14 protein-coding genes are annotated in these 12,945 nt (G+C 70.4%); 2 read left to right on the top strand and 12 right to left on the bottom strand.

The annotated features are described in order from the left end of the window. Window positions 1–67: 67 nt before the first annotated feature. The 10 genes from J2X55_RS02205 to rpsF all read right to left on the bottom strand — a co-directional run bounded on the left by J2X55_RS02205 (window position 68) and on the right by rpsF (window position 7,680). Window positions 68–811, bottom strand: a complete 744-nt coding sequence (locus tag J2X55_RS02205; protein WP_115916505.1) for an amino acid ABC transporter ATP-binding protein — start codon at window positions 809–811, stop codon at window positions 68–70. Then, window positions 808–1,674, bottom strand: a complete 867-nt coding sequence (locus tag J2X55_RS02210) for an amino acid ABC transporter permease (RefSeq protein WP_309821690.1) — start codon at window positions 1,672–1,674, stop codon at window positions 808–810. The genes J2X55_RS02205 and J2X55_RS02210 overlap by 4 nt, the downstream gene beginning before the upstream one ends. A 4-nt stretch (window positions 1,675–1,678) precedes the next feature. Beyond that, window positions 1,679–2,545 (bottom strand): ABC transporter substrate-binding protein, encoded by an 867-nt coding sequence (locus tag J2X55_RS02215; RefSeq protein ID WP_309821691.1) that lies wholly within the window; start codon window positions 2,543–2,545, stop codon window positions 1,679–1,681. A gap of 113 nt (window positions 2,546–2,658) precedes the next feature. Beyond that, on the bottom strand, window positions 2,659–3,090 hold the full coding sequence (locus J2X55_RS02220) for a cupin domain-containing protein (RefSeq protein ID WP_309821692.1): 432 nt from the start codon (window positions 3,088–3,090) through the stop codon (window positions 2,659–2,661). Next, on the bottom strand, window positions 3,080–4,384 hold the full coding sequence (locus J2X55_RS02225) for an amidohydrolase family protein (RefSeq protein ID WP_309821693.1): 1,305 nt from the start codon (window positions 4,382–4,384) through the stop codon (window positions 3,080–3,082). The genes J2X55_RS02220 and J2X55_RS02225 overlap by 11 nt, the downstream gene beginning before the upstream one ends. Then, window positions 4,381–5,751: an adenosylhomocysteinase gene (locus J2X55_RS02230; protein ID WP_309821694.1), complete on the bottom strand. Its 1,371-nt coding sequence runs from the start codon at window positions 5,749–5,751 to the stop codon at window positions 4,381–4,383. Before J2X55_RS02230 ends, J2X55_RS02225 begins: the two co-directional genes overlap by 4 nt. Window positions 5,752–5,938: 187 nt before the next feature. Further along, window positions 5,939–6,391 (bottom strand): 50S ribosomal protein L9, encoded by a 453-nt coding sequence (gene rplI / locus J2X55_RS02235; RefSeq protein WP_103207550.1) that lies wholly within the window; start codon window positions 6,389–6,391, stop codon window positions 5,939–5,941. A 10-nt stretch (window positions 6,392–6,401) separates the two neighbouring features. Next, window positions 6,402–6,656: a 30S ribosomal protein S18 gene (gene rpsR, locus J2X55_RS02240; protein ID WP_055832386.1), complete on the bottom strand. Its 255-nt coding sequence runs from the start codon at window positions 6,654–6,656 to the stop codon at window positions 6,402–6,404. Between the two features lie 101 nt (window positions 6,657–6,757). After that, window positions 6,758–7,282: a single-stranded DNA-binding protein gene (locus J2X55_RS02245; RefSeq protein ID WP_103207547.1), complete on the bottom strand. Its 525-nt coding sequence runs from the start codon at window positions 7,280–7,282 to the stop codon at window positions 6,758–6,760. Between the two features lie 5 nt (window positions 7,283–7,287). Continuing rightward, entirely contained in the window at window positions 7,288–7,680 is a 393-nt protein-coding gene (gene rpsF, locus J2X55_RS02250) for a 30S ribosomal protein S6 (RefSeq protein WP_058622540.1), read from the bottom strand. 190 nt (window positions 7,681–7,870) lie between these two features. On the opposite strand from rpsF, the gene J2X55_RS02255 reads away from it, so the two are divergent. Together J2X55_RS02255 and J2X55_RS02260 are read left to right on the top strand one after the other, a co-directional pair. Further along, entirely contained in the window at window positions 7,871–9,022 is a 1,152-nt protein-coding gene (locus tag J2X55_RS02255; protein ID WP_309821695.1) for a hypothetical protein, read from the top strand. Continuing rightward, complete coding sequence (locus J2X55_RS02260; protein WP_309821696.1) at window positions 9,019–10,119, top strand: hypothetical protein; 1,101 nt, start codon at window positions 9,019–9,021, stop codon at window positions 10,117–10,119. The genes J2X55_RS02255 and J2X55_RS02260 overlap by 4 nt, the downstream gene beginning before the upstream one ends. A 54-nt stretch (window positions 10,120–10,173) precedes the next feature. On the opposite strand, the gene J2X55_RS02265 is transcribed toward J2X55_RS02260, so the two are convergent. Together J2X55_RS02265 and J2X55_RS02270 are read right to left on the bottom strand one after the other, a co-directional pair. Further along, window positions 10,174–11,865: an ABC transporter ATP-binding protein gene (locus J2X55_RS02265; protein WP_309821697.1), complete on the bottom strand. Its 1,692-nt coding sequence runs from the start codon at window positions 11,863–11,865 to the stop codon at window positions 10,174–10,176. Then, window positions 11,862–12,944, bottom strand: coding sequence for an ABC transporter permease (locus tag J2X55_RS02270; RefSeq protein WP_309821698.1), 1,083 nt, complete (start codon window positions 12,942–12,944; stop codon window positions 11,862–11,864). Before J2X55_RS02270 ends, J2X55_RS02265 begins: the two co-directional genes overlap by 4 nt. Between the last annotated feature and the right edge of the window lies 1 nt (window position 12,945).

Consider the following 12,945-nt stretch of genomic DNA (forward strand, 5'->3'; position numbering starts at 1 on the left):
ACACCGGATGCCACGCCCTCGGGCCGGCATCCGGTGTCGCGGCGTGCCCGGGACGGCGCCCTCCCCGTTACAGCGCCCCACCCCGTCGCTCGCGCTCGAGGAACGCGATCGTCTCGGGCTGCTGCGGGGCGTCGAGGATCTGGGCGGGAGTGCCCTGCTCGACGATCCGGCCGCCCTTCATGAACACGATGCGGTCGGCGACCTCGCGCGCGAACGACATCTCGTGCGTGGCCATGAGCATGGTCGAGCCGCGGTCGCGGAGCACCCGCACCAGGTCGAGCACCTCGCCGACGAGCTGCGGGTCGAGGGCCGAGGTGATCTCATCGAGCAGCAGCAGCTCGGGGTCGGTCATCACGGCGCGCACGATCGCGACGCGCTGCTGCTGACCGCCCGAGAGGCGATCCGGAAACTCCCGCGCCTTCGCCCCCAGACCCAGCTGCTCGAGTAGTTCGGTGCCGCGGGCGTAGGCCTCGGCCTTCGGCATCCCGTGCACCTTCCGCGCGGCCAGCGTCACGTTGTCGATGACGCGCAGGTGGGGGAAGAGGTTGAAGTGCTGGAACACCACGCCGATGCGCGACCGGGCGGAGTCCTGGTCGATCGTCGGGTCGGTCAGGTCGTCGCCGTTGAGCACGATCTGGCCGTCGTCGACCCGCTCGATGAGGTTGATGGTGCGCAGCAGGGTCGACTTGCCCGAGCCCGAGGCGCCGATCAGCACGACGACCTCGTGCTGATCGATCACGAGGTCGATGCGGTCGAGCACGACATGGTCGCCGAACGCCTTCCGCACTCCGCGGACGTCGAGCACGCTCATACGACTCCGCCCATCTGCTCGCGCTTCGCCAACCGCGCCGACACGTAGTCGGTGAGGCGGATCATCGGCAGCGCCATGGCCACGAAGAGCAGCGCCGCGACGATGTACGGCGTGAAGTTGTAGTACTCGGCGGCGGAGATCTGCGCCGCACGCACGGCATCCACCGCTCCGAGCACCGAAATCAGGCCCACGTCCTTCTGCATCGACACGAAGTCGTTCATGAGCGCCGGCACGACCTTGCGCACGCCCTGGGGGATCACGACGATCCGCAGCGTCTGCCCGTGCGTCAGTCCCATCGAGCGAGCCGCGACCCGCTGCGAGGGGTGCACGGCCTCCATGCCCGCGCGCAGCACCTCGGCGATGTACGCCGAGTAGGTCAGCACGATCGCGATGGTTCCCCACAGCACGACCGGCACGCGCCCGAAGATGCCCAGGGCCGGCAGACCGAAACCCACCAGGTACAGCACGATCAGCAGAGGGATGCCGCGGAACAGGTCGGTGTAGATCGTGGCCAGGGCGCGGAGCGGAAAGAACACCGGCCCGCGCAGCGACCGCAGCACCGCGAGGGTCGTGCCGAGCACGGCCACGGCGAGCGCGGCGACGATCAGCACCTGAATGTTGACCCACAGCCCCGCGAGGATCGAGGGGAAGCTCTTGATCGCGATGTCGACATCGAAGAAGCTGCGCCGCACGTCTTCCCAGCCGGGGCTTGAGAGGATCGCCCACCCGACGACCACGACGAAGACGACCGAGCTGATCAGGGCGATCAACACCGACTTCGTCGATTGCTGACGCCGCGTGGCGCGCCGACCGAGTTCGAGCTCGCTCGGCCGCCACGCGGTGTCGGAAGACGTGGATGCCACGGAGTTACTTCAGCACGGGCGCGGCGGCCGTACCGCCGAGCCACTTCTGCTGCAGCTCGTCGAGGGTGCCGTCGGCCTTGAGGGCGTCGACCGCGTCGCTGACGGGAGTGGTCAGCGCCGAGCCCTTGGGCAGCACGAAGGCGAGCTCGTCGCCACCCGCCGAGGAGTCGGGGAACTGACCGATCACCTTGCCGTCGTCGAGCACCGCGCCCGCAAGGTAGAAGGCCGTGGGCAGGTCGACCACGATCGCGTCGACCTGGCCGGCCTGCAGCGCGGCGACGGCGTCGTCGTTCGAGTTGAAGACGCTGAGGTTGTCGGTCCCGAGCTGTTCCTTCGCGACCTGGTAGCTGGTGGTGGCGCTCATGACGCCCACGGGGATGTTCTTCAGCGCGGCGACCGTCGTGGCGGAAGCGGCGGGAGAGGTACCCGTCGTGACGACCGCCTGGGCGGTCGTGTAGTACGGCGACGAGAAGTCGACGGCCTGCTTGCGCTCGTCGGTGATCGAGAACTGCTGGACGTTCATGTCCCAGTCCTTCGGGCCGGGCGCGATCGCGCTCTCGAAGTTCGAGCGCACCCACTCGATGTCGCTCGTCGCGAAGCCGAGCTTCTCGGCGACGGCGCACGAGACGGCGGCCTCGAAGCCCTCGCACGACGCGGGGTCGTCGTTCTCGACCCACGGCGAGAAGGCGGGCTCGCCGGTGGCGATGGTGAGCTTGCCCGCGGCGACGGTCTGCAGCGCGCCCTCGGTGGCGGGGGCGGCGCCGGCGTCGGAGCCGGAGGGCGCGAAGGCGCAGGCCGTCAGGGTGACGACCGTGGCGGCGGCCAGGGCGGTCAGGGCAGCGACGCGGCGCAGGCGTGCGGAAGCGGTCACGATGTCTCCTCGTGGACGTATCGGGGTCATCCCCGGAGTGCTGTGATGTGCACAGCGTACCGAGCGCGTGTTTCCGGCAATGTCGCCGATGACATCTGACGACACGGGCGGCGCTATTCGGCGAGGCGCCAATCGGCGAAGCTGAACCCCGGCGAGACGACGCAGCTGACCACGACCTCGGCATCGCCCGCGGGCCGGGCCGCCTGCCAGACGCCCGCCGGCACCGTGTGCTGCAGCACGTGACCGGCGGCGAGGTCGGGCCCGAGGGTGACCGTGCGCGCGGCACCCGGCTGCTCGCCGTCGCCGCCCAACGACAGTTCGAGCGCGCCCGGCCCGTGCCAGAGCCACACCTCGTCACTCGTCACGACGTGCCAGGCGCTCTCTTCACCCGGGGTCAGCAGGTAGTGGATGCAGGTCGCCGCGGGCCGCGTCCCCCTCGGGGTCTCGACCTCGACGCTGCCCGTCCACATGCGCCGGAACCAGCCGCCCTCGGCGTGCGGTTCGAGATCGAGCAGAACGGCGGTGGCGGGACGCTCAACGGTCATCGGCGGATACTCCGGTCTCTCGGGTGAAGGCGGCGGATGCCGAGCGCACCTCGCCGTCGATGACGGTCGCGGCCGCGCTCCCCTCGCCGGCGACGACGAGGTGCTCGATGGTGTCATCGACCTCCGACACCGGCACGTCGAAGAACGCCAGATCCGCCACCGCGCCCACGGCAAGGTACCCGGTGCGGGCGGGACCCGTGTCGAGGCCCATGGCGTGTGCTCCGCCCAGGGTCGCCGCGCGCAGCAGCAGCTCCGAGAGGTCGCGGTTCGCGTAGCCCTGCGCCCGCGCCAACCGGTGCAGCGCCGACACGTCGGCCAGCAGGTCGAGAGAGGGACTGGATGCCAACGAGTCGGTGCCCACGGCAAGCGCGTTGCCCTCGAGCAGGTACGCGGCGACCGGTGGCTCGTCGAGCCCGATCACGGCGTTCGAGCGCGGGCAGAGGGCCACCGACGTGCCGCGTGCGCGCAGGATCGCGCGGTCGCGCGCCGTCATGTAGACGCCGTGGGCGATGTGGCAGTCGGGGCCCAGCACGCCGAGCTCGTCGACGAACTCCGTCGCCCCCGTGCCGAAGCCCTCGTCGCGCAGCGCTCGGAAGCTCGCGGGCCGGTGGAGCTGCCAGGGCACCGCCTCGCCGTGCTCGCGTTCGAAGGCCGCTTCGCCGAGGTGCAGGTGCAGCCGGCTCCCGCGCTCGCGCACGATGTCGGGGATCTCGAGCAGTGGCTCGACGTCGAGGGAGTACGGCGCGTGGGGCGAGAGCCCCGTCCCCGGCGGCGAGGGCAGGGCGTCGAGCCGCGCCTCGACCTCGGCGCGTCCACGCTCGGCCCACGCCGCGTTCGTCCAGCTCATCACCTCCCAGTAGGTGATGCCGTGCAGGCGCGCGTCGTGCAGTGCCGCGGCTGCCTCGACGTCGGTGACGATGTCGGCCACCGCCGTCGTGCCGGCCGCGATCATCGCGAGCGCTCCGGTCCTGGCATCCGCCGCCCAGTCGTGACCGGCGCGGTAGACCGGGGTGAACGCGTCGTCCCAGTCGTCGAAGCCCGCGTACGAACCGCGTCCGACCTCGGCCATGCCCGTGTACTGCAGATGGGAGTGGGCGTTCACGAGCCCCGGGGTCAGCACCCCCGGCCAGTGCACCTCGTCGAAGGCGATGCCGCGCGCCCGCAGTTCGTGGCGCACCCACTCGCGGTCGCCGACGTGCCGGATGCGGCCGCCCGCCACCGCGATGGCCCCGCCGGGGATGGGCGGTGCGGTCACGGGGACGACCAGCGAGGCCGAGTACAGCACGACGTTCACGAGCGCGCCTCCCGGTATCGCGGGGAACGCCAGTCGTCGACGCCGTCGAGGTCGAGCTCGCGCGGGGGGTCGATATCGGCGCCCCGCACGGCCAGCGCGGTCCGGGCGACGAGCTCGTCGACCTCGGCGCCCAGGGCGTGCACGCCGGGCCCGGGACGCCGCTGCAGCAGCTCGCCCAGGGCCGCGAGCTGCACCGCGAACGACAGGTCCATGATCTCGATCGGGTTGCCCTCGGCGGCGGTGATGTTCACCGCTCCCCCTCCCCCGAGAACGAGAGCATCGCCGCTGCCCGACACCTCGCCCGGTACTCCCCCGGCGACCGCGATCACGCGTGCCACGGCGGTGATCTCGGGCGTCACCGTCGCGGCGACACCGGTTGCCGAGACGACCAACGCTCCCCCGGCCAGCTCGACGGCGCGGCCGGTGAAGAACCCGTCGTGCCGCGCCTCGAGCGCCCGCACGGGGTCGGTCTCGGCGACGCGCACCTCGGCGCCGAGCGCGCGCAGGTGCGCCGCGACTCCCCGACCGACGGGCCCATAGCCCAGCACCAGGGCGGGCTGATCGGTCAACGCGATCCCCCGCTCTTCCAGCAGATCGGCGATCGCGAACACACACGACTGCCCCGTGCCGTAGCGGTTGTCGAACATCGTCTTGGTACGCGCGTCGTTGACCGCCATCACGGCGCAGCGGAGGGTGCCGGCATCCTGCATCCGACGAAGGGGCGTGAGGCCGCTCGTGGTCTCTTCACACGCGCCGATCCACCCGTCGACCAAGGCCGGGTCGTCTTCGTGCACGAGGCGGATGAGGTGCGCGCCGTCGTCGAGCAGCACGTCGAGCCCCGCGCGGAGGAAGGTCAGCGCCGCCGCGCGCTCCGCGGTGCCCGCGAGCCCCGGGTCGGCCGTCACGGCGAAACCGCGAGCTCGGAGCTCATCTGCAACCGCCACATCGATCTCGTCGGGGTGCGCGTACACCGACACCGCGGCCCCCCGCTCGCGCAGCAGGAGCGACAGCACCGCGGTCTTCGGTTCGAGCACCATCGCCACGCCCACCCGCAGGCCGGTCAGGTCGAGCCTCTCGGCGAGGGCGGCGGCCACGGGCATGTGCGTCCGTGCGAAGGCGATGCGCCCGGCGGCGTCGCCGCGTTCGGGCAGTGGCTTTCCGTCGAGCAGCACCCGGTCGGCATCCAGGTCGAACTCGACGCGCCCCGCGCTCGGAGCAGGACTCGGGATGCCACCCAGCCCCGCCAGCAGCTCCGTCAGGGCGTCGGCGCCGGTCCCGGTCGCCGCGAACGGGCGTCCGGCGATCATGAGGTTCGACGCGCGCGCGAAGCGCCGGACGATGCGCTCGGGTGCGCGAGGGTCGGTCACGGCACTCAGCCTAGAGTCACGGCATCCCGCGCTCGTTCTTCGGGTTCGGGGCGCGTTCTTCCGCTTGGGGCGGGGTATTCCGCGCCCCAAGCGACACAGCGCGCCCCAAACCCGCAGAGAAGCCCCGCGCACGCGAAAAGGCCCCGCCCTGCCGAAGCAGGAGCGGGGCCGGATCGTGCGTCGCGAATTACTTCGCGGCGACCACCTGGAGGGTGATCACGGCGGTGACGTCGTCACGCAGGCGAACGGTCGCCTCGTGCTCGCCGACCGACTTGATCGCCGAGGTGATCTGGATCTTGCGCTTGTCGAGCTCACCGAGACCGGCGGCCTTGACGGCGTCGGCGACATCGGCGGGCTTGACCGAACCGAAGAGACGACCCTCGTTGCCGGCCTTGACGGCGAGCTTGACAGTGTTCGACTCGAGCGAGTTCTTCAGGGCCACAGCATCTTCGTGGTCGTGGATCGCGCGGGACTCGCGAGCGGCGCGGATCGACGCGACCTGCTTCTCGCCACCACGGCTCCACGACACGGCGAAGCCCTGCGGGATGAGGTAGTTACGGGCGTACCCGTTCTTGACCTCGACAACATCACCGGCGCTACCGAGCCCGGTGACCTCATTCGTGAGAATCAGCTTTGCCATCGGGTGCTCCTTAGCGGCCGGCGCCGGCGTAGGGCAGAAGAGCCATCTCGCGCGCGTTCTTGATGGCGCGGGCGATCAGACGCTGCTCCTGCACGGAGACACCGGTGATACGACGGGCGCGGATCTTGCCGCGCTCCGAGATGAACTTGCGGAGGGTGGGGACGTCCTTGTAGTCGATGACGCCGACGCGGATCGCCTTCGCGGGGGCTGCGTTCTTCGCGCCCTTCCGCGGCTTGCGGCGGTCGCCAGTGGCCTTTCCAGCCATGCTTCCTTCTTTCGTGTGGTTCGGACGCCGTTCCGGTCACGAGGACCGGGGCATGGCATCCGGAATTTCGGGGGTCGTCTCGCTCGAGAGCGGGGCGAAGATCAGAACGGGGTGTCGTCGCCGTAGGAGCCGGGAGTGCTCCACGCGTCAGCGCCGCTGTTGTTGCCGCCGCCGTTGTTCGAGCCGGGGGTCGACCACGGCTCGTCGTTCGACTGCTGCACCTGCGCGCGCTGACCGCCACCGCCGCCACCGTTACCGCCACCGGCGGCTCGGGTGACCTGGGCGGTCGCGTAGCGGAGCGAGGGGCCGATCTCATCGACTTCGAGTTCGATGGAGGTGCGGTTGTTGCCCTCGCGGTCCTGGTAGGAACGCTGCTTCAGGCGACCGGTCGCGATGACACGGCTGCCCTTCGTCAGCGAACCGGCGACGTGTTCGGCGAATTCGCGCCACACCGAGGCGCGCAGGAACAGCGCCTCGCCGTCTTTCCACTCGTTCGCCTGACGGTCGAACGTGCGGGGAGTCGACGCGATGGTGAAGTTCGCGACCGGCAGCCCGTTCTGCGTGTACCGCAGCTCGGGGTCGGCCGTGAGGTTGCCCACAACGGTGATGACGGTTTCGCCGGCCATCGTCGTTACTTCGCAGCCTTCTCGGCGGACTCGACCTTGCGGGGAGCGGCAGCCTTGCGAGCGGCCTTCTCCTCGGAGCGCTTGGCCTCGGCGGCGACCTGAGCGATCGCCTCTTCGGCACGGAGGACCTTGGTGCGCATGATCTGCTCGTTCAGCTTCAGCTGACGGTCGAGCTCGTTCGTGGCCTCGCTGGTCGCGACGAAGTTGACGACGGCGTAGATGCCCTCGTTCTTCTTGCGGATCTCGTAGGCGAGACGACGGCGGCCCCAGATGTCGATCTTGTCGATGGTTCCTCCATCGGCCGTGATGACCTTGAGGAATCCGTCGAGCTTCGGAGCGACCTGGCGCTCGTCGACCTCGGGATCGAAGATGACCATGAGTTCGTACTGGTGCGTCACTAACCCACCTCCTTCGGACTAGAACGGCTGACGGGCATTTCCCGGCAGCAGGAGGGTGTGTTGCACGTCATCGCGGGGTTACACGCGCATGGGCGTAGCCGGACAACCTTCGTAGTCTAACGGATGCCGGTGGCCCCGGGGAATCGGACATCGGTAGCGTGGACGTGACCAGACGACGGCGGGGGGCCGCATGGCAGGGATCCGACCATTCGACGCGCGAGCGTTGCTGACGCCGCCCGACCCGCGGGCCGCGAAGGCGTTCACGGCGCAGCTCCGTATGTCGGGGCACCTCCCCGGAACGGGCGCGGCGATCGCCGGCTACGCCATCGCGCTGGCGTTCATCGGCGGGATCGGCGTCGTCATCATCGTGCTCGCGGTCGTGCTGTCGCCGTTCTTGCGCGAAGGCTCGATCATCCTGGGCATCCTCTTCCTCATCCCCATCGGCTTGGGCCTCGGCGGGCTCGCCCTGGCCTGGTTCCTGGGTCAGGAGGCTCAGCGGACGCAGGAGGACCGCCGGCTACGGCTCGCGGGGTTCAGCCGCGACGTGGGCATGGAGTATGTCCCCGCGGTGCCCACTCCTCCGCTTCCGGGTGTGCTATTCGGCATCGGCAGCGACCGCACCGGCTACGACATCCTGCGCGGACGCGAGCCGCGATTCGTCGAGATCGGCAACTACGCGTACACGACGAGCGACGGCAAGAACACGCACACCTCGCGGTGGGGATACATCGCGATCCGGCTCGACGTGCCTCTTCCTCATATCGTCCTGGATGCCGTGGGTAACGGCGTGAAACTCGGCGTGTGGGAGCGGGGGCAGCGCCTGAGCCTCGAGGGCGACTTCGACAGGTACTTCCACCTGTCGTGCCCCGAGGGCTACGAACGCGACGCGCTGTACCTCTTCACCCCCGACGTCATGGCGCGCTTCATCGACAACGCCTCGGCGCTCGAGGTCGAGATCGTCGACGACTGGATGTTCCTCTACTCCCCCGACGAGCTGTCGACCCTCGACCCCGCGCGGTGGGCGTGGGCGTTCGCGGTCGTCTCGGCGCTGCTCGACAAGCTCGACCAGTGGGGGCGGTGGCGCGACGACAAGCTGCGGGCGGACGCCACGGTGCGGCGACCGGCCGCGGCGCCGGCGGTCGCGGGGCCCGCCGCTCCCGCGCCTACACCCGCGCCGATGACGTTCACCCCCACGCCGATGGGGGTCGCCCCTCCCGGTCAGCGGTTGAAGCGCAGCAAGGCGTGGCTCATCGCGCTGCTCGTCGTGGCGGGGGCCTTCGTCGTCGTGCCGGTCGCGCTCTTCGCGGTCGGCTTCCTCGTCTTCTTGGCGCAGGGATCATGACCGTCGACACCACCGCACTGACCCAGCCCGTCGACCGGACGAAGGTCCGCGCCTTCAGCAAGGCGCTGCGCGAGAAGGGGATGCTCCGAAGCCGCGCATTCACGATCATCGTCTTCGCGTTCGTCGGGATCGTGGCCGCGCTCATCATCGTCCCGACCCTCGGGTCGATCGTCGCGACCGCCTTCACCCGCGGCAGCGGCAACCCAGTCGCTCTGCTCCCCTTCGTCCTCCTTCTCGCCATCGTCGGATTCCTGGTGTGGGCCCTCGCCCGCGCGGTCGGCGGGGCCGCGGCCCGCCGCTACCGGCTGAGCCTCTTCGCGAGCGCGAACGGGATGACATGGCATCCGGGATTCTCGAACCCCCGCCGCCCGGGCATGATCTTCGACCTCGGCCGCAACCAGGAGCTGCACGACGTGATGCGGCGAGAGCAGCCGCGATCCCTCGAGGTGGCAAATTACACGTATGAGACCGGGTCGGGAAAGAGCAAGCAGACGCACCGCTGGGGCTACGTCGCGTTGCGCCTCGACACCCCGCTCCCCCACATCGTGCTGGATGCCGTGGGCAACAACGGTCTGTTCGGCGGCTCGAACCTGCCCATCACGTTCGGTCGCGACCAGCGGCTCAGCCTCGAGGGCGACTTCGACAGGCGCTTCGCCCTGTACTGCCCCGAGGGGTACGAGCGCGACGCGCTGTACCTCTTCACCCCCGACGTCATGGCGCGGTTCGTCGACAACGCCGCGGCGCTCGACGTCGAGATCGTCGACGACTGGCTGTTCCTCTACGCCAAGCGCGACCTGGTGACCCTGGATGCCGCGACCTGGCGGTGGCTGTTGGCCACGGTCGACGCGATCGACGAAAAGCTCGCTCAGTGGGCGCGGTGGCGCGATGAGCGGCTCGCGGGAGCGTCCGCGAGTGCTGCGGCCGGCGGCACCGTGGCATCCGGCTCCGCGGCTCCCCGCGTGCCGTTGCTCACCCCGCCGCCCGCCGGTGTCGCCCGCGAGGGGCGGCGGCTCAAGCAGGGGATCCCGTGGATATCCGTCGCGGTGCTGGTCGTCTTCGGCGGCTTCTGGGTGCTGTCGTTCGCGCTCGGGCGGTGAGCGCCGTCCCCGAGCCCGCACGGGGCGGGCCCGGGAATGGGGCGGCTGCTGCGGTCAGACCCCCCGGGTCGACCTCCACAGCTCGCGGCGGTTCTCTTGCTCGACCGGGTCGGGCACGGGCAGCGACACCAGCAGGCGCTTGGTGTAGTCGTCGCGCGGCTGAGTGAGCACCTGGACGGTGGTCCCCTGCTCGCGGATCACACCCTGCTGCAGCACGACGACGCGGTCGGCGACCTCGTCGACGACGGCGAGGTCGTGACTGATGAACAGGCATGCGAAGCCGAACTCGGCCTGCAACTGCGCGAACAGCTGCAGCACACGGGCCTGCACCGACACGTCGAGCGCCGAGGTGGGCTCGTCGGCGATGAGCAGCTTCGGGTCGAGCGCGAGGGCGCGGGCGAGCGAGGCGCGCTGGCGCTGACCGCCCGACAGCTCGTGCGGGTAGCGGTCGCCGAACGCGGTGGGCAGCTGCACGGCATCCAGCAGCTCGTTCACCCGGGTGCGCGCGGCGCGGGCGCCCGCCACGCGGCGGTGCACGACGAGCGGCTCGGCGATGCACTCCGCGATCGTGAGCAGCGGGTTGAAGCTCGTGGCCGGATCCTGGAAGACGAACCCGATGTCGGGGCGCGTCTTCGCCAGCGTGCGGGGCTTCGCGCCGCGCATCTCGGTGCCGAGCACCTTGAGCGACCCACCGACGACCGAGGTGAGACCCACCATCGCCCGGCCGATCGTGGTCTTGCCCGAGCCCGACTCGCCGACCAGACCGAGGACTTCGCCCGGACCGATCCAGAAGTCGACGCCCTTCACCGCGACGACCCCCGGCGAACCGAAGCGGCCGGGATAGCCGATCTCGACCTTCTCGGCCACGACCAGGCTGCCCGCCGGCGGCGCGGTCGGCGCGGCGGTCTCGAGCGACTGACGGGCGCTCTTGCCGCGGCCGACGTGCGGCACGGCGGCCAGCAGCTCGCGCGTGTAGGCCTGGCGCGGGGCCGCGAAGAGCTCGCGCACGGGCGCCTGCTCGACGATGTCGCCGCGGTACATGACGATGACGCGGTCGGCGAGGTCGGCCACGACGCCCATGTTGTGGGTGATGAGGACGATCGTCGCGCCGAACTCGTCGCGGCACGTGCGCAGCAGATCGAGGATCTCGGCCTGCACCGTCACATCGAGGGCCGTGGTCGGCTCGTCGGCGATGATGAGCCCGGCGTTGAGGACGAGCGCCATGGCGATGACCACGCGCTGCTTCTGCCCTCCCGAGAACTGGTGCGGGTAGTCGTCGACGCGCTTCTCGGGATCGGGGATGCCGACGCGGCGCAGGATGTCGACGGCCTTGGTCTTCGCCTCGGCCTTCGACAGCTTCTCGTGGGCGCGGAGTCCCTCGGCGATCTGCCACCCCACCGTGTAGACGGGGTTGAGCGCGGTCGAGGGCTCTTGGAACACCATCGCGGCGTCGCGCCCGCGCATCTCGCGCAGCTGCGCGCGGGTCGCGTGCACGATGTCGGTCTGGTCGCCGTCGCGGCCGCGCACGATCACGGCGCCCGAGAGCGTCGCCGTCTCGGGAAGGAGCCCCAGCAGCGTGTTCGCGGTCACGGTCTTGCCCGAGCCCGATTCTCCGACGATCGCGAGCACCTCACCGGCGTGGGCTTCGAGCGAGATCCCGTTGATCGCCGAGACCGGCTCACCATCGGTGGCGAAGGTGACGCCCAGGTCGTCGATCCGGGCGACGGGGGCGGTGGTACCGGTCATGAGGGGCTCCCATCGGAGGGGGCGGATGCCGGCGGCTCGGCGGGGTCGGCCGTGGCACGAGCCTCGGCGGGAACCGTCGACGGGTCGACCGCGGTGACGGGAGCGGGAGCGCGACCGGCGCGGCGGCGCGTGCGCAGACGCGGGTCGCTGAGGTCGTTGAGGCTCTCGCCGACGAGGGTGATGCCGAGCACGGCGAGCACGATCGCGACTCCCGGCGGGATGGCGGTCCACCAGATGCCGCTGGTCACATCGCTGACCGACCGGTTGAGGTCGTACCCCCACTCGGCGGCGGCCGTGGCCTCGATACCGAACCCGAGGAAGCCGAGGCCCGCGAGGGTCAGCAGCGCCTCGGAGGCGTTGAGGGTCACCACGACCGGCAGCGAACGGGTCGAGTTGCGCAGAACGTGACGCAGCAGGATGCGACCGGTCGGCACACCGATCACCCGCGCCGACTCGACGAACGGCTCGGCCTTGACCCGCACCACCTCGGCGCGAATGACGCGGAAGTACTGCGGCACGAAGACCACGGTGATCGAGATGGCGGTGGCGAGGATGCCGCCCCAGAGCGTCGACTGGCCCTTCGTGATCGCGATGGACATGACGATCGCGAGCAGGAGCGAGGGGAAGGCGTAGATCGCGTCGCACAGCACCACGAGGATGCGGTCGAGCCAGCCGCCGAAGTAGCCGCCGACGAGACCCAGGAAGATGCCGAGGAAGATCGAGAACGCGATCGCGCACAGGATCACGAGCAGCGCGGTCTGTGCTCCCCAGATCACGCGCGAGAGCACGTCGTAGCCGCCGACGGTCGTGCCGAGCAGGTTCATCGCGCTGGGCGCCTGCTGCGTGCCGAACTTGACGCCGCCCGCCTCTTGCTGCGCGAAGCCGTAGGGCGCGAGCAACGGGGCGAACAGTGCCGTCAGCAGGAAGACGGTGGTGATGACGAGGCCGAGCACCAGCATGGTGCGCTGCAGGCCCACGCTGCGGCGAAGGTGCGAGATCACCGGTAGGCGGTCGCGCAGGGGGACCTTGCGCACGGTCACGCTGTCGTCGGAGAGGGTGGGGGTCACGGCATCCGACATG

This window comes from Microbacterium sp. 1154, from assembly GCF_031455375.1.
Taxonomy (GTDB): domain Bacteria; phylum Actinomycetota; class Actinomycetes; order Actinomycetales; family Microbacteriaceae; genus Microbacterium.

Bases quoted from the DNA above. Each gene is read 5' to 3' on its own strand.
- J2X55_RS02205 (WP_115916505.1), bottom strand. From the start codon at position 811: ATGAGCGTGCTCGACGTCCGCGGAGTGCGGAAGGCGTTCGGCGACCAT.
- J2X55_RS02220 (WP_309821692.1), bottom strand. From the start codon at position 3,090: ATGACCGTTGAGCGTCCCGCCACCGCCGTTCTGCTCGATCTCGAACCG.
- rplI (WP_103207550.1), bottom strand. From the start codon at position 6,391: ATGGCAAAGCTGATTCTCACGAATGAGGTCACCGGGCTCGGTAGCGCC.
- rpsR (WP_055832386.1), bottom strand. From the start codon at position 6,656: ATGGCTGGAAAGGCCACTGGCGACCGCCGCAAGCCGCGGAAGGGCGCG.
- J2X55_RS02245 (WP_103207547.1), bottom strand. From the start codon at position 7,282: ATGGCCGGCGAAACCGTCATCACCGTTGTGGGCAACCTCACGGCCGAC.
- J2X55_RS02255 (WP_309821695.1), top strand. From the start codon at position 7,871: ATGGCAGGGATCCGACCATTCGACGCGCGAGCGTTGCTGACGCCGCCC.
- J2X55_RS02260 (WP_309821696.1), top strand. From the start codon at position 9,019: ATGACCGTCGACACCACCGCACTGACCCAGCCCGTCGACCGGACGAAG.
- J2X55_RS02265 (WP_309821697.1), bottom strand. From the start codon at position 11,865: ATGACCGGTACCACCGCCCCCGTCGCCCGGATCGACGACCTGGGCGTC.
- J2X55_RS02270 (WP_309821698.1), bottom strand. From the start codon at position 12,944: ATGTCGGATGCCGTGACCCCCACCCTCTCCGACGACAGCGTGACCGTG.